We start from the raw sequence: 16360 nt of genomic DNA, 5'->3' as shown, positions 1-16360 counted from the left end.
AAAAGTGAAGAATCAATGGGAAAGTTCCACGGCTCCATGCATGAACAGATCCACAATCTCAATAGCCATCTCACGGGGGCCAGCATAACCACTGCGGGTATCTTCGCGATTACCGAGCATCAGCATAGCTGAGAAAGCCTGCGCCATCAGCATTGTGTTGCCTTTCCGAAGTTCGCCGGCGAGCATCGCTTGATTGAAGCGCTCAGAGAGAACCTCATGAATACGCTGTTCTGCTTCACGGATCGCAGCCATTTGCTCCTTGGATAAGAAGGGTTCTGCTTCCCGCATCATGGTCTCCATCTCAGCGTGGGGCTTTGCAATCTTCGCTTCAGCCACCCGGATTAATCCGGATTCCAGGGTATCCGCTTCATCCAGGAACCTGCGTGTTGAAGCATATGCTTTATTAAGGATCGTGGTTACCGCTATTTTAAACAGCTCAGGTTTACTTGTGAAATGATAATAGATGGAAGCCTTGGTCACTTGGCAAGCCTTCGCGATTTGTTGCAAGGATACGGACTCGTACCCGTTCTCCATAAATAGCTTGGAGGCAGTCCAAAGAATAGTATCCTGGACTGGCGCCTGATCGGCAGCAGCTTTGGGACGTCCGGGATTTCGGGGGTTGCGTATTTTTGTCATGATGACCTCCTGTCTATAGTGTAAGACATGCGGAGTGCTTTTTCAAAATAAATATTGATAATTAACCTTCCGGTATATATAATTAATTTTGCGCTGTTATGTTCCCAGATTTATTAAGAGAGAATCATGATATGTATGAGGAATAACACCGATTGGAGAGGATCTACATATGCACGGAACAGGACCGAGCTATGGGAAATGGGTTGCTGGAAAGAGAAGCAAATGGGTCACGCTCTTGGTATGGGTGCTCATCGCATTGGCTTTGAATTTGTTATGGCCTGCTGTAGGAGATAAAGAGGATAACCATGCAGCCAATCTGAAGGAGACTGTCCCTTCCGTAATGGCAGAGGCGATTGCAGATCAAGAATTTCCCAGCAATGGGGGAATTCCGGCGTTAATCGTATGGCACAAGGAGAATGGCTTGAATGAAGGCGATCTGGCCCAGCTCCAAGAGCTGACAGCGAGTCTTGAGTCAGACCCGCTGCCTTATCAGAGGTTCGTTGTTCCCTTTCATAAACTTCCGCCGCAAGCGTTGACCGCGCAGCTGTCAGAGGATCAGAGCACACTGGTAATGCCGGTGTTGTTTGATGAGGATCAGGAAACGGATCAGCTCAAGGAAGGGACGGGAGAGCTCGAGCTCCGGACGGAACAGCTGCTTGGCAGCAATCCGTTTCAGGCACCTATTCAGAGCGGGGACGGAATCAGTGCACGAATAACAGGGCCTGTTGGAATCTCCATCGATGCAACGGGATTGTTTGCAGACGCAGACGTGTCACTGATGATCGCTACCGTGCTGCTGGTTCTTATATTACTGCTGCTCATTTACCGTTCACCAATACTCGCCTTGATCCCGCTGGTCGCAGTTGGTTTTGCTTATATGGTAACAAGCCCGATCCTCGGCTTTATGGCCGATCAAGGAGTGATAACAGTGGATTCCCAATCCATTGCGATTATGACGGTGCTGCTCTTTGGGGCGGGGACGGATTACTGCCTGTTCCTGATCTCACGCTTCCGTCAGCTGTTATGGCATGAACCTGATAAACGCAAAGCCTTGTTCCAGGCAATTACAAGTTCATCGGGCGCCATTGCCATGAGCGGCTTCACGGTGGTGCTCTCGCTGTTTGCACTTCTTCTGGCCCAGTACGGGGCCTATCAGCGTTTTGCCGTACCCTTCAGCTTATCGATTCTAATTATGTTCATAGCCAGTCTGACATTGGTTCCGGCATTATTGGCCATTTTCGGCAGAGGATCGTTTTATCCGTTCATCCCGAGAACCCCGGAGATGCAAGCCGAACACGCTCAGAAAAAAGGAAAACCCGTCAAAGCTCCGCATAAAGAGAAGGAGAGCTGGATCGGTCGCGTGGTGACAACGAAACCATGGACCGTTGTTTTGGTTGCATTGGTATTACTTGGCGGGCTTGCGACATTCTCATCCCATATCAAGTTTACCTATGATCTGCTCTCGTCTTTCCCGGAAGATGTTCCTTCGCGTGAGGGCTTCGCTATCATGGGGGAACAATTCTCGGAAGGAGAGCTTGCACCCGTTCGATTGATGGTTAACAGCAGCGGGCAAACTTTGGATTTGGGGGAACGGCTGCAGTCACTCGAATACGTGGATCGGGTGTCGGAACCGCAGAACGGTGCGGAGAATAACAACATTATCGGTTATGACATTGAGCTTGCCATGAATCCATACTCTATGGAAGCGATGCAGCATATTCCGGATTTGCGTGAAGTCGCAGAAGCTTCTCTTCGGGAGGCAGGCGTTTCAAACCCCGGTGAAGCGGTGTGGATTAGTGGTCAAACGGCTACGCAGTATGACACGGAAATTGCGGGAGAACATGATGCCAAATTGATTATTCCGGTTGTCATTGGACTGATCACATTGCTGCTGCTGGTCTACTTGAGATCCGTTGTTGCGACTGTGTATCTGATAGCCACCGTAATTTTATCGTACTTCTCGGCACTGGGCCTTGGCTGGATCATTATTCACTACGGCCTCGGAGCGGAAGCCATCCAGGGAGCGATACCGCTGTACTCCTTCGTATTCCTGGTTGCTCTGGGGGAGGATTACAACATATTTATGATCTCAAGCATATGGCAAAAGAGGAAGCAGATGCCGCTGAAGCAAGCGATTAAGGAAGGCGTTGGCGAGACCAGCTCGGTGATTACATCAGCCGGATTAATCCTGGCAGGAACGTTTGCCGTATTGGCAACTCTTCCGATTCAGGTATTGGTGCAGTTTGGGATTATCACGGCAATCGGAGTCATGCTGGATACGTTTATCGTCAGACCATTCCTGGTGCCTGCAATAACAACGCTATTGGGCAAGTGGGCGTTCTGGCCAAGTAAATCTCACATGGCAACAGAAGAGAAACAACCACTGCAAGTCGAGAACAACGCATAAGTTAGATGCAGCGCATCGCATAGGAATGCAACTTCTGTCTGGTCAAGTAGAAGCGAAGGGATTAGCCGTTAGTAATCGAACAGATTTGTGTCGTGATGATTAGACAAATACAACATTTCAGTAGGCAGCCGCCAATATTTCTTAGGATGGACTAGGGAATCGAGGGTGGCTGTCTTCTGTTTTGACTTGTACGGAGGAGCGCTGGTAAGATAAGGAAGAGAATGTTTTGAAAAAGGAATCGAGAGGGATGTGACCTATGTCGACGATACAAACGGCAATCGAGCTTCGGTCAGCAGGCAAGCCGGAGGAAGCCAAGCAAATTCTTCTGGGTCTGTTGGAGCAATCGCCCGAAGATCCCGACATTCTGTATCAACTGGCCTGGGTACATGATCTAATGGGGCTCGAAGGTGAAGCAGTACCTTATTATGAGAAGGCGATTTCGTCCGGGTTGAAAGATCCCGAGCGGCGCGGCGCTTTGCTTGGTCTTGGAAGTACTTACCGTACACTAGGCTTGTACAATAAATCCAAGGAGATTTTTGAACGGGGAAGGCAGGATTACCCTCAGGCGAGGGAGTTTAACGTATTTTATGCCATGACATTACATAATCTCGGTCAATACGATAAAGCGATGGAGTTTCTGCTGAAGGAGCTTGGCGAAACGAGCAGCGATGAGGGAATCCATCGTTACCAGAGAGCTATTGTCTTCTATTCCGACAAACTAAATCAAGTTTGGGAATAAATTTTTGCAAAAGAAACATAAATTATATTATGTAAACTAATTGTTTGGGTGGGTTGGTTTGACGGATAAATCATCATTAATCTTTAAAATTAATTTGTTTTTAGGTTGTCTTCATCTCTCGCTAAGGTTCGGACCTTATACTAAGTATGTCACTAAGAGTGATGGAAGGAGCAACGCAGATGAACAAGAAGAATAAAATGAATATGTGGTCTATTGGGCTGGGAAGTGCTTTCCTGATGATGATGCTTGCCAGCAATGATCATGTCCAGGACGGACAAGCCCAATCCGGCATGGCTTCAAGCGCAGTCAGACCCAACGTGGCCATTCAATCCGTAAATAAGAATTCGACAGCCCAATCGCATGAAGACCAACAGATTACAACAGAAATGATCGATCAATTCTTAAAAATCGTAGCAGAGACATAAGTAAGTACGCCTTGCGTCCCAATACGTAACCTTTATGAAGACCAGTCCCGATGTAAGGGGCTGGTCTTTTTGACACGTTGCTGTGCAGTTCCGGATCACGATCATAAAAATAATACCTCACATCTAAAATTCAATACATTCCATAAAATGTTATTTGGCCCGATAATTGTTTCAAATGCACTGGGGGGACATTCTCATGGACGACGTAGAGAAATACGTAAACAATGAGTGTCTGGTGGAAGTACCTCAGAGAAAGAAGGTGAAACGAACGCCCGTTATGCAAGCGCTTACCTTGGAGAGGAGCCTGTGATTAAGAATATAACAGCTAGCTGTTAAAGACACCGTGGGAATCAGGAATATTTTAAGGTCAAACAAGGAGGTAGCAAATCTTGAACATGAAACGGTTCGTTTCATCGATATCCATTCTGGCTATCGTACTCGGTTTATATTCAGTGAACCCCGCCGCCACGGAAGCGGCAGATGTCGAAGTAACCGCTGCGAATTCAAGTATTTTTGGACCGAATGTATATGTATTTGATCCTTCAACTCCTGTCGCCGAAATAAGCAATATCACAAACACCGTGTTCAGTCAGATGGAATCGAATGAGTTCAGCAGCAACCGGTACGCTTTCCTGTTTAAGCCGGGATCGTATAACGTTAATTTTAATGTCGGATTTTATACGCATGTAGCCGGTTTGGGACAGAATCCATCGGACGTTAATATTACCGGGGGATTGAATGTCAATGCGGACTGGGACAACGGGAATGCAACGCGTAACTTCTGGCGTGCCATCGAGAATCTGAGCATTACCCCATCTAGTGGCAAAACGCAAATTGCGGTCTCTCAGGCAGCTCCCCTGCGGCGTCTCCACATTAAGGGCGAACTGGATCTGTTTGATTTTGATAACAATTGGAATGCAGGCTGGGCCAGCGGGGGATTCTTGGCAGATTCCATGGTTGACGGCATTGTGGTACCCGCCTCCCAGCAGCAATGGTTCTCGCGGAACAGTCAGTGGGCCAACTGGAACAATGGAGTCTGGAATATGGTGTTCGTGGGCAGCAACAATACACCGACCGGGCAATTTCCTGATCCTCCGTATACCGTGGTTGACAGAACGCCGGTAATTCGCGAGAAACCATACCTCTACGTTAATCAGGCCGGACAGTATCAGGTGTTTGTTCCATCGCTTCAAACTAACAGCAAAGGGGTCAGCTGGGCGAATGGTTCGACACCGGGCCAATCGATATCCATCGATCAATTCTATATTGCGCAGCCTGGAACAGCAACAGCAGCCAGCATTAACAGTGCGCTAAGCCAAGGCAAACATCTGCTGTTTACACCGGGAAATTATCATCTGAACGATACGATTCGGGTCAATAACCCGAACACGGTTGTACTGGGGATTGGACTCCCTACGCTCATCCCGGACAATGGAAAAGCGGCGATGTCGGTTGCGGACGTGGACGGTGTAAAAATAGCGGGTCTAGTCCTTGATGCAGGGCCTCAGGAATCTCCCGTCATGCTCGAAATGGGCCCGAATGGAAGCTCGGGATCGCATGCTGCTAATCCGACATCGCTCCATGATATTACAGTAAGAACCGGAGGAGCCACTAGCGGGAAATACGATAAGGGCATTGTCATCAACAGCCACAACGTGATTGGCGATCACTTCTGGATCTGGCGCGCAGACCACGGTGCCGGGGCAGCCTGGAACACCAATGTGTCCAAGAATGGTCTTGTCGTTAACGGCAACAACGTGACGTTGTACGGACTGTTTAACGAACACCATAACGAATATCAGACGGTATGGAACGGAAACGGGGGTCGACTATATTTCTATCAGTCGGAAATCCCTTACGATGTTCCTAACCAACCCTCTTGGATGAGCAAGAACGGAAGCGTTAACGGGTTTGCCTCGTATAAGGTGGCTGATCACGTCACCAGCCATGAAGCGTGGGGGCTTGGCGTGTACTCGTATTTCAGAGACGCAGCTGTGAAACTTCAAAGCGCCATTGAAGTACCGAATGTGCCCGGCGTCAAAATTCACCATGCCACCACCATCTGGCTTAACGGAGTACCAGGCAGTGAAATCACGCATGTCATTAATAATACAGGCGGAAAAGTGTATGCGAACTCGCCTGCTGAAGCCATGCGGCAAACGGTAGTCGAATACGCTGGCAGCGGTTCCGGTGATACAACAGCGCCAACGGTACCCGGGAACTTAGCGGCAGCGGCTGTCAGCAGCAGCCAAATCAATCTGAGCTGGACCGCTGCGACGGATAATATGGGTGTAACCGGGTATGACATTTACCGTAATGGAGTACTGGTTGGCAGCGCAGCACAAACCTCTTACGCCGATAACGGATTAGCTGCCGCAACGACATATCAATATGCTGTAAGGGCTAAGGACGCAGCAGGCAATCTATCGGATTACAGCAGCACGGTAACAGCCGTAACGGCTCCAGACAGTGGCGGTGGCAGCTTGCCGCTGAACCGAAGCGGCTGGACCGTCATCTCCTCTCCAGCGAGCGGGGATGTGCCTGAGTATATGCTCGATGGCAATATGTCGACACGCTGGAGCACTGGAGCTGCGATGGCACCTGGACAATACATTGTCATGGATATGAAGGCCGCAAAAAGCTTTGGCAAAATCGTGATGGATTCCACGGGCAGCAATGAGGATTATGCCCGCGGGTATGAAGTCTATGTATCCAATGACGGCACGAATTGGGGCAATGCGGTTTCCAGCGGCAGCGGAAACGGACCTGTGATTACGATGAATTTTGCGAATCAAAATGCACGGTATATTAAGATAGTACAGACCGGTACGGCCTCCAGCTGGTGGTCGATTACCGAGTTGAATGTGTACGGTTCGGAGAATACGGGGGGAGGCGCTGCGCTTGACCGTACCACTTGGACCGCAGCGTCTACACCTTCCAGTGGAGATATACCGGCCAACCTCCTGGATGGCAATATGTCGACACGCTGGAGCACGGGTGCAGCCATGGCGCCGGGCCAATACTTTGTCGTTGATATGAAAAGCGCGAAGAGCTTTAGCAAGATTGTGACGGATTCCACGGGCAGCGATGAGGATTATGCCCGCGGTTATGAAGTCTATGTATCCAATGACGGAACGAGTTGGGGAAATGCAGTTTCCAGCGGCAGTGGAAACGGACCTGTGATTACGGTGAATTTTGCGAGTCAAAATGCACGCTACATCAAAGTTGTACAGACGGGCACCGCATCAAACTGGTGGTCGATTCGCGAGTTCAATGTATTCCAATAGCAATTAAAGCGTCAGCAGTCCTGGTTCCGCCATTCGGAGCCAGGGCTTTTTTATATGATTGGATAAAGGCTGGGGGAGGGGGGCTTTCAATTGCAATTTAATTTACATCATTAAATATTAATTAGATGAATTCAAAATTGCTGTGATTTTTTTGAAAAACGGGAACCCACGTTCTTGTCATATCTTCCCAGTAAGCTTATTATTATCAATAGGGTTGTTTAAACGTTGACTTCAAGTGATGGGGGCGGGGGAATGAACGATAGGGATCGGAAATGAACCAGCTATTAGAAAAGGCAGCATAGCGATGTTCCTGATGGATTACGGAAGGTAATGGCATGATCTTATTCAATCTTCTGTCGCTGTGTAATCCGAATAGTTTGAACGGGATAGCTGTGAAGCAGCTTCCTACGACGTGTTACTCGAAGCGGGAGGGATTATGAACGAATGCAAAGCAATCAAATGTTAAAAAGCAAGCGAAGGACGCGGGTGTTGGTGTCTACCGGGACATGCTTGTCCGATATGTATTCCCTCACAAAAGGCTGCTGGCAGCTTTAACGGGGCTGCTGTTATTTTCCATTGGACTGCAGCTGATTAATCCGCAGATCATCCGGTATTTTATCGATACGGCACAAGGAGAGGGCAGCATGGCCTCCCTTTATTACGCGGCCGGTTTTTTTATCGTATTTTCATTGCTTCAGCAAGGCGTATCCATTGCGGCGGCCTACTACAGCGAGAACCTGGGCTGGACGACAACCAACAAGCTGCGTGCTGAATTGGCGGAGCATTGTCTCTCTTTGGATATGAGTTTTCACAAAACGCAAACGTCAGGCTCGTTAATCGAGCGGGTGGACGGCGACGTCAACGCACTTGCTAATTTTTTCTCCAGTTTCATTATCCATTTGTTCGGCAATCTGATCCTCATGATCGGGATATTGGCACTTTTGTACCGGGAGAACTTCTGGATCGGATTTGTGATGACGGTGTTTGTTATCGGAAGCATCTACGTTATTCAACGGATACGGCAGTTTGCCATACCGGTATGGAAGCGGTGGCGCGAGCTGAATGCGGACTTCTATGGATTCATTGGAGAGCACCTCGAAGGTACGGAGGATACGCGTGCCAATGGAGCCGCAGGATATGTCATGAACCGATTCTATGAGATGGCCAGACGTATGCTGCCTGTTCGCGTTCGGGCGTTCATTGGATTTTTTCTGATGTGGAGTACAACGATATTGGTGTTTGCGCTCGGAAATGCCGCCGCTTTTATTGTGTGCTTCATTCTGTGGAAGAATGGGCAGAGCGGCTTGACGATCGGTTCTATTTATCTTGTCTTCTATTACACGGAACTCCTTGCGAAGCCGATCGAGAAGATCCGTACCCAGCTGGAGGATCTGCAAAAGGCAGATGCCAGTTTGATGCGGGTCCGGGAACTGCTCGCGACCGAATCACTGATTAAAGACGGTCCGGGAGCTCAGCTTCCGTCTGGTCCGTTGTCAGTGGAATTCCGCAATCTGAAGTTTGCGTATGAAGAAGGTGGGAAAGCGACGCTTGAAGATCTGCAGCTGCGTCTGGAGCCTGGGCAGACGTTAGGATTGTTAGGGCGTACAGGCAGCGGTAAAACAACGATTGCACGCCTGCTGCTGCGATTCTATGATCCCCAGGAGGGGAGCATCGAGCTTGCAGGAACGGATATCCGGGGCTGCAAGCTGCATGAATTGCGTCGAAAAGTTGCCATGGTCACGCAAAATATTGAGATTCTTGAAGGGACGGTCCGTGACAATCTGACTTTGTTTGATGAGGGAATCGCTGACAGCGATATCGTGTCCGTTCTGGAAGAACTCGGTCTCGGGGATTGGTATGCCTCCCTTCCGAATGGATTAGATACGAACCTCGCCTCAGGCGGTGGCAGCCTGTCTGCAGGCGAGGCCCAGCTGCTGGCATTCGCACGCGTGTTCCTGACGGATCCAGGCCTCGTTATCCTTGATGAGGCATCATCGCGACTCGATCCGTTAACCGAATACCGGATTGAAGCAGCCATTACGCGTTTGCTGCAGGAGAAGACGTGCATCATCATTGCACATCGTCTGGCTACCGTCCAACGTGCCGACCGCATTCTCATTCTGGAGAATGGAAGAACGCTTGAGAGCGGACGCCGGGATGAGCTTGCTTCAGATCCGCAGTCGCGGTTTAGCCGCATGCTTGCCGTTGGAATGGAGGAGGTGCTGGCATGAAAACAAGACATTTTTTCTGGCGGCTGATCCTTTACCGCCCCGGTCTATATCTTTTGAACCTGCTGGCATGGTCCCTCATTCATATGGCACCGCTGGTTCCCGGACTGCTGACCAAGGCCTTCTTCGATCATCTGGAGGGTACATATACTTTCCCTTACGGAGTCTGGGCGATTGCGGTGCTTCTGATTGGTGCAGCTTTAGCCCGGATCGCACTTATCTACGGCGGATTTATGACAGACGTGCATTTTCGGTTCCGTATCAGCACCTTGCTGCGCCGCAATATGCTGTCCCATGTTATGAAAGAACCGGGAGCACGGGCAATTCCATGTTCCCCCGGGGAAGCAATCAGCAATTTCCGAGATGATGTTGATCAGGCCGAAGAAGCGACCAGCTGGTCGGTGGATACTCTGGGACTGATCGGTTTTGTTATGGTTGCCAGCTGGATTCTCATCTCCATTGATCTGCAGCTTACGATTCTCGTATTTGTCCCGTTAATTCTGGTGGTAACCGCAGCACAAATCGCAACGGCACGCATTCAGAAATACAGGGCGGCAAGCCGGGAATCAACGGCTAAGGTAACCGGTGCGATCAGTGAAATGTTTGCCAATGTCCAGGCCATTCAGGTGGCTGGCGCCGAGAAACGCGTAGTCGATCGGTTCGTAAGTCTTAGTGAGAAACGGCGTCAATCGATGGTTAAGGATAAGCTGTTAACGGAAACCTTGTCCTCCATATTCACCAACTCTGTCAATTTGGGTACAGGGCTGATTCTTGTCCTTGCCAGCTTCAAGATGCGGAATGGCGATTTTACGGTCGGTGACCTGTCTCTCTTTGTATATTATTTAACTTTTGTTACCCAGCTCATATCCAACGTAGGCAACTTCATGACCTATTACAAACAGATGGCGGTCAGCTTTCAGCGGATTAAAACGATGCTGCAAGGGGCGCCTGCGTCACTGCTTACAGCAGCCAACTATATCGGTATCGGTCGAGTTAAGGGCAAACGCAGGAGCCATGGCGAAGAAACCGGAAGTCGTGTGGCTGAACGGGATTCAGAGGCTATGGGGATGATGGAGAACTCAGCCATCTCCATGGCTGAAGACGGAGGGGAGAGCACTTATATTCAGGCACCTCCCCTCTCGATATTGGAAGTACGGGGACTCTCCTATCAATATCCTGAAACCGGACGCGGCATCTCGGACATTGACTTCACGCTGAAACGTGGTTCCTTTACCGTTGTTACGGGGATGATTGGCAGCGGCAAAACGACACTGGTTCGCACACTGCTGGGCTTGCTGCCGGCGGAAGCCGGCGAAATTCGGTGGAACGGCGAGAAGGTGGCAGAGCCAGCGGATTTCTTCATTCCACCTCAAAGTGCTTACACCGCTCAGATACCCAGGCTGTATAGTGACAAACTGCGCAACAACATCCTGCTTGGAATATCCGAACAGCCGGAAAGCCTGGATCGCGCGCTTTATGCAGCCGTTATGGAAGATGATATGAAGCATCTGGAATATGGTCTGGAGACGATGGTCGGTCCGCGCGGGGTGAAGCTGTCCGGCGGTCAGGCGCAGCGGACTGCTGCCGCCAGAATGCTGGTGCGGGACGCACAGTTGTATGTGTTCGATGACTTGTCCAGCGCACTCGATGTGGAGACAGAGCGGAAGTTATGGGAGCGGCTCTTCCGCGATCGAGACGGCGCGACATGTCTTGTTGTGTCTCATCGGAAGGCGGCGCTTCATCATGCCGACCATATCATAGTATTAAACGGTGGAGTAATCGAAGCTGAAGGTACAGCAGAGCAGCTGCTGCGTTCAAGCGAGAGCTTCCGTCAGCTGTGGTACGGTGAAGAAACAGGGTGAGAAGAGCAAGCTCATAACGGGTAGCGTTCATTGTCCCGCATCATAGCAATGCCGCAAAGACCTTTCGTCTTTGCGGCATTGCTTATTTATCTTGTTAAAGTTGATTGATTCCACGCCAAGTAGCTTCTAAATTAGAGGCGATATATTCCAGTATCGGTTTGCTGTAGAAATAACCGCTGTGAGCGAGCGGATTCCAGCTTGTCAACCAGTTTCCGACATTAACGGCCACATCTTTACGCACGGTGCGATCATATTCTTCATTTACGTTTTTGAGGGGGTATGCGAGGATATCGTCTGCATCATAGAAATTAACCCATTCGCCGAGAAGCTGGTGATGGTAGTTCTTCAACTGCTCGGAAGGAACCTCGATCGGTCTGTCAAAGTCACGGTAGCGCATGCTCCACAGGGGCAAGGTAGTACCCAGAGTGTAGAACAACGTCAGCAGTTCGCCTCGCTCCAAGGGAGATTTCGGGTCAATGACCAGACGATGTCCGCGGGAGGAGAATTGCAGATCATAGAAGAAATTGCTTGCGATCACGCTCCCCAGGCTATGCGAGATGACACATAACGGAGCATGGGGACCGGCGGATAAGGTTAGTCTGTGGAGGGCTTCACTGATGGTCCGATGGACGGCTTCGTAGTTCTGGTCTTCGGATTCCACGGGCTGATAAGCTACCGCATCCGCCAGATTATGAATGACGTACTGCCTGAGCTGCTGGTAACGCAAACGATAAGGCTTTATGCTGCTGCGGATTAACTCATCTTCACGAGACGCAAAAACATCGGCCCAATGCACGGCTTCCATTGCCAATTGATCATGCGGAATTCCGGATGTTCGAGAGAAGGTTTCTTTTAATTTCTGCATAAATTTATCCGCATAATCTTTTTTCTGTGTTCCCAATCCGTGTATAATGATCACTGCAATTTTTTGCTCCATGCAACGGCAGCCCCCTTCATCGGAAATGGAATGAATGGATACCTTTACCTCTTTATAAGCGATATGTACTCCGATTGTAAATAGGTTATTACAGTGCATAGAACTGTGAGGGAATATCTCAGGGCTGAAGATGACCCTATAATTGTGAAAAATCTGTCCATAAATCAGAGACGATTTCGTTAGCATATAGCTCGATATGGTCATAGGACAAATTCAATTCCATTGATATAATCAGTTCATTCCAATACGAGCAGGGAGGGAAATGAGTGATGGTCTTTGGAATTAGTCCAGTTCATGGTGTCGATGCGATATGTTGACAAGAAGGCGAAATAAAACCGCAATCCTCTGTTTCACAATGGTTGCAGCCGTCTTGATAGGACAGGCAATCATCTCTGTCTCAACTGCCGAAGCAGAACTGGCCAATACAACTTCGAGCACCGGCGAGCTGCAAGCCCTGATAGATCAGGCGCACCCAGGGGAGCGCATCCGGGTTCCATCCGGGGTTTATGAAGGGTCATTAATACTATCGAAGAAGATTACGCTGGAAGCGGAGACGGAAGGAAGCGTATCCATCGTAAACGCCAACCCTAACACGAGGTCAGTCATACATATTGCAGCAGATGATGTGGAAATTTCGGGTATTCAGATCATTAACGAGTCTCCATCTAAAATTCCTGCGCTTCTCATAACAGGGGACCGCACCGTTGTGGAGAACATGAATATTCAGACAGCATCACAAGGCATAGTCCTCGAGGATGCGAATGATGGGCAATTCAGGAGCAATATCATTCAGTGGAGTGACTCGGCGGCAGGCCGGGCCGTGATGCTGTTTGATAAGGGAAACGGGATCGACTTGTATAATTCGCATCGGAACATCATTCGCGATAATACGATTCAGCGAGTGCATGATGGGATCTATATGGAGAATAGCGATGACAATCGACTGACCTTTAATGTGATTGAACATTCCCGTTACGGGATTCACAGCATGTATTCAAAAGGAGCCGCTATTCAGAATAACCAAGGGAATTTCAATTATACCGGGGCGATGATCATGGCGAGCCGTGAGGTAGAGTTAACCGGGAACGTGTTCAGAAAACAAAGCGAGAACGTAAACTCGCAAGGAATCCTGATCTTTCAGGTACAGGACTCTCTATTTAAGGACAATAAGGTGATTGGAAACCGGGTAGGTCTGTATCTGGAACAATCCGAGAACAATCGGATGGAGAATAATGAGATTGCGGATAATTTTATCGGCATTCAGCTCTTGGGTGCACGGGACAACCTCATCACGGGCAATACCCTGTCCGGGAATGTTGCCGAAACATTGGCCCAGGACAGCGCCAACAATTCACTTGATCGTAATTATTGGGATTCGTTCCAAGGGATTGACACGGACGGCGACGGCATCAGCAACATTGCGTATGCGATCAATCCTTTTTTTCAGGGGCTTATTAAAAAACGACCGGCATTCCAGCTTTTCTTCCAATCACCGAGCATGGTATTTCTGGAAGGACTGTACCAGGCTGACCAGAATACCTGGACCACCGATGAGGAACCGCTCATGGTTCCGTTGACCTCTGATCAAACTTCCGGCCAAAAAGCTTCGTCTACCGCAAGCGGACTTATCGGAGCAGCTTTATTGATCTTAACGTTATCTATTTTACAATGGGCAAGGAGAAGAGAATGATGAAATGGACAAGAAGTTCCAAATCGTACCGGGTTTCGCTAACTGCGCTGTGTATATTGGCCGTTTGGCTGATGACCGCTTGTGGGAGCAAGGACTATAAACCGCAGGCTATTAATGAAGAAACCGATCGCTGCGTTATTTGTAACATGGCGATAAAAGATGACGTATTTGCGACTCAAATCATCACGACTGACGGTCAGTCGCTAAAATTTGATGATATTGGCTGCATGAATGAATGGATCACGCAAAATGGTACCGATACGGTAGGCGCTACGTTTGTCAGGGATTATAACAGCAGCCAATGGCTGAAATACGAAAAAGCCTATTACGTTTATGATGCCTCCATCAAAACACCGATGGCATACGGTCTGGTTTCGTTTGAACAAAAAACGGAGGCCGAGGCGTTCATGAAGGAACAAGGCGCAGGCAAACTCATGACAGCCGAACAATTGGAGGACCATTCCTGGGAAGTCAACCGAGACATGATGGATATGGGATCACATGACCATTCCCACACTGAAGAAACAGCTGATGCGGAAGAGACCCACAAGGAAGAAGAACATCATGGTAAATGATGCGGTGCATATTGCCGTCAGAGAAATGAAGATGGGGTTTCGCAATCCGTGGTCCTATTCATTCATGGGACTGTTTGGATTGTTTATGTTATGTTTGCTGCTTATTAATAACGGCGGCTATGTGGAGGGATACTCCAGCATAACGGGTACCATGCTGAATTTGATATTGTACCTGCTTCCGCTGATGACGTTGATGCTGGGCGCGTTCTCCCTGACAGGCGATAAGGAGGACGGAAGCTGGGAGCTTCTATCGTCTTATCCGCTCCGCACGTTGTCTTTTATATTAGGGAAGTTTGCGGGGCTTGCTGTCGTTCTGTTTGTTCTTGTTTCCTTCGGCTTTGGCCTGTCGGCCGTTATGGGGTGGATCACGGGCAGAGGTCTGGACGCACATACTTACATTCTGTTATATGGCTATTCGATCAGTCTGGCGCTTATGTTTCTGGCGGTATCCTTTCTGATCGGCACCGTGGCTGTCAATCGCTGGCAAGCATTGACCGTTGCTGTTGCGGTATGGTTTTTCGCCATTATCGCATGGTCACCTCTGCTTATTGCGGTGCTTGGCATGATGCCTTACGGTTGGATAAAACCCAGCATTTCTGTGTTTACCTTGTTTAATCCTGCAGAATTGTCGCGGATATTTGCTGTGGTGAAACTAGGCGGCGGCTCCGTTCTCGGACCGCAGTATTACGATTGGGTCCGATGGATTCGGCAGCCGATGGGTTCGGCGGGTTATATCATAGCCATTCTGGTCTGGGTAGGGGCATCAACCGGTTTGACTCACTGGCTGTGGGAGAGGGGGAGAGCGCGATGAGTGAAACATTTGTACAAATGACCGATGTAGGCAAAACGATCAAGGGTCAGATCATCGTCAACCAGCTAAACCTGAAGATTCCAAGGGGACAGGTTGTGGCTCTCCTGGGAGGAAACGGCGCCGGCAAGAGTACGATTCTCCGGATGCTGGCCGGAATCATCCAGCCCACCAGCGGGGACATCCGGGTAGGGGATTGGAGCTGGAAGGAGAACCGCAGAGGATATGCGGAACTTATCGGTTATATGCCTGACGATTACAGATTCAGTCCTGGACTGACAGCAAGGGAGACGATGGCCTTCTGGGCAAAACTTAAGGGACTGACGGCAAAGCATGGCGATGATATGCTTGCCCGGGTCGGATTGGAGCATACCGAAAAAAAAACGGTCTCCTCCTTTTCTAAGGGGATGCGGCAGCGCGTTTTGTTTGCGCAAGTATTGTTGGGGCAGTCCCCTCTTATCATCATGGATGAGCCCACGAACGGTATGGATCCCTATTGGATGCAAAGCTTTGTGGAAATGGTTCGCGAAGCGGCGTACCGAGGTCAGACGGTGTTGTTCTCAACACATCAGCTCCACATCGCGGAGGCTTTGGCAGATCGAATATTATTTCTCAAGGAAGGCGCGATTCGTTTCGAAGGGTCCGGTGAAGATATTCGGCAGCAGTTGGGTTCATCAGGCATGGAAAAAGCATTCGATTATTTATTCGGTATAGCCGATGCTCCCAGATGAGTAAGAGCCGTAAGTGACAGTTGACCTGCTCACGA

At 49.4% G+C, this 16360-nt stretch carries 12 protein-coding genes; 10 read left to right on the top strand and 2 right to left on the bottom strand.

Annotation, left to right across the window (positions count from 1 at the left end):
- Positions 1 to 12 precede the first annotated feature (12 nt).
- Positions 13 to 636, bottom strand: a complete 624-nt coding sequence (locus B9D94_RS15045; protein ID WP_148247387.1) for a TetR/AcrR family transcriptional regulator — start codon at positions 634 to 636, stop codon at positions 13 to 15.
- A 169-nt stretch (positions 637 to 805) separates the two neighbouring features.
- Here B9D94_RS15045 and B9D94_RS15040 point away from each other — a divergent pair, with 169 nt between their 5' ends.
- From B9D94_RS15040 to B9D94_RS15015, 6 genes are all read left to right on the top strand, one after another.
- On the top strand, positions 806 to 3043 hold the full coding sequence (locus tag B9D94_RS15040) for an MMPL family transporter (protein ID WP_148247386.1): 2238 nt from the start codon (positions 806 to 808) through the stop codon (positions 3041 to 3043).
- Between the two features lie 256 nt (positions 3044 to 3299).
- Entirely contained in the window at positions 3300 to 3782 is a 483-nt protein-coding gene (locus tag B9D94_RS15035; RefSeq protein ID WP_148247385.1) for a tetratricopeptide repeat protein, read from the top strand.
- 179 nt (positions 3783 to 3961) lie between these two features.
- Positions 3962 to 4207: a hypothetical protein gene (locus B9D94_RS15030; protein ID WP_006210815.1), complete on the top strand. Its 246-nt coding sequence runs from the start codon at positions 3962 to 3964 to the stop codon at positions 4205 to 4207.
- A gap of 395 nt (positions 4208 to 4602) precedes the next feature.
- The gene (locus B9D94_RS15025) at positions 4603 to 7494 is read left to right on the top strand and encodes a discoidin domain-containing protein (protein ID WP_253806187.1); all 2892 of its coding nucleotides are present in this window, start codon (positions 4603 to 4605) and stop codon (positions 7492 to 7494) included.
- A gap of 506 nt (positions 7495 to 8000) precedes the next feature.
- The gene (locus tag B9D94_RS15020; protein ID WP_148247383.1) at positions 8001 to 9725 is read left to right on the top strand and encodes an ABC transporter ATP-binding protein; all 1725 of its coding nucleotides are present in this window, start codon (positions 8001 to 8003) and stop codon (positions 9723 to 9725) included.
- Complete coding sequence (locus B9D94_RS15015) at positions 9722 to 11584, top strand: ABC transporter ATP-binding protein (RefSeq protein ID WP_148247382.1); 1863 nt, start codon at positions 9722 to 9724, stop codon at positions 11582 to 11584. The genes B9D94_RS15020 and B9D94_RS15015 overlap by 4 nt, the downstream gene beginning before the upstream one ends.
- 94 nt (positions 11585 to 11678) lie before the next feature.
- Here B9D94_RS15015 and B9D94_RS15010 read toward each other — a convergent pair whose 3' ends face one another.
- A complete protein-coding gene (locus B9D94_RS15010; protein WP_036639372.1) occupies positions 11679 to 12521 on the bottom strand; it encodes a hypothetical protein in 843 nt (280 codons plus the stop codon).
- A gap of 310 nt (positions 12522 to 12831) precedes the next feature.
- Between B9D94_RS15010 and B9D94_RS15005 the strand changes: the two genes are divergently transcribed.
- From B9D94_RS15005 to B9D94_RS14990, 4 genes are read left to right on the top strand one after another with little or no spacing between them, the layout of a single operon-like run.
- The gene (locus B9D94_RS15005) at positions 12832 to 14211 is read left to right on the top strand and encodes a right-handed parallel beta-helix repeat-containing protein (protein ID WP_148247381.1); all 1380 of its coding nucleotides are present in this window, start codon (positions 12832 to 12834) and stop codon (positions 14209 to 14211) included.
- Positions 14208 to 14786 carry a nitrous oxide reductase accessory protein NosL gene (locus B9D94_RS15000; RefSeq protein ID WP_228029969.1) on the top strand — a complete coding sequence of 193 codons (579 nt, stop codon included), beginning with the start codon at positions 14208 to 14210 and terminating at the stop codon, positions 14784 to 14786. The genes B9D94_RS15005 and B9D94_RS15000 overlap by 4 nt, the downstream gene beginning before the upstream one ends.
- Entirely contained in the window at positions 14776 to 15597 is an 822-nt protein-coding gene (locus B9D94_RS14995; RefSeq protein ID WP_006210807.1) for an ABC transporter permease, read from the top strand. Before B9D94_RS15000 ends, B9D94_RS14995 begins: the two co-directional genes overlap by 11 nt.
- A complete protein-coding gene (locus B9D94_RS14990; protein WP_148247380.1) occupies positions 15594 to 16325 on the top strand; it encodes an ABC transporter ATP-binding protein in 732 nt (243 codons plus the stop codon). The genes B9D94_RS14995 and B9D94_RS14990 overlap by 4 nt, the downstream gene beginning before the upstream one ends.
- Positions 16326 to 16360 lie beyond the last annotated feature (35 nt).

It is taken from the genome of Paenibacillus sp. Cedars, assembly GCF_003184205.1.
GTDB lineage: Bacteria > Bacillota > Bacilli > Paenibacillales > Paenibacillaceae > Paenibacillus_AQ > Paenibacillus_AQ glucanolyticus.
Note: the sequence above shows the minus strand (reverse complement) of the source record. Positions and strands in the feature narration are given on the sequence as shown.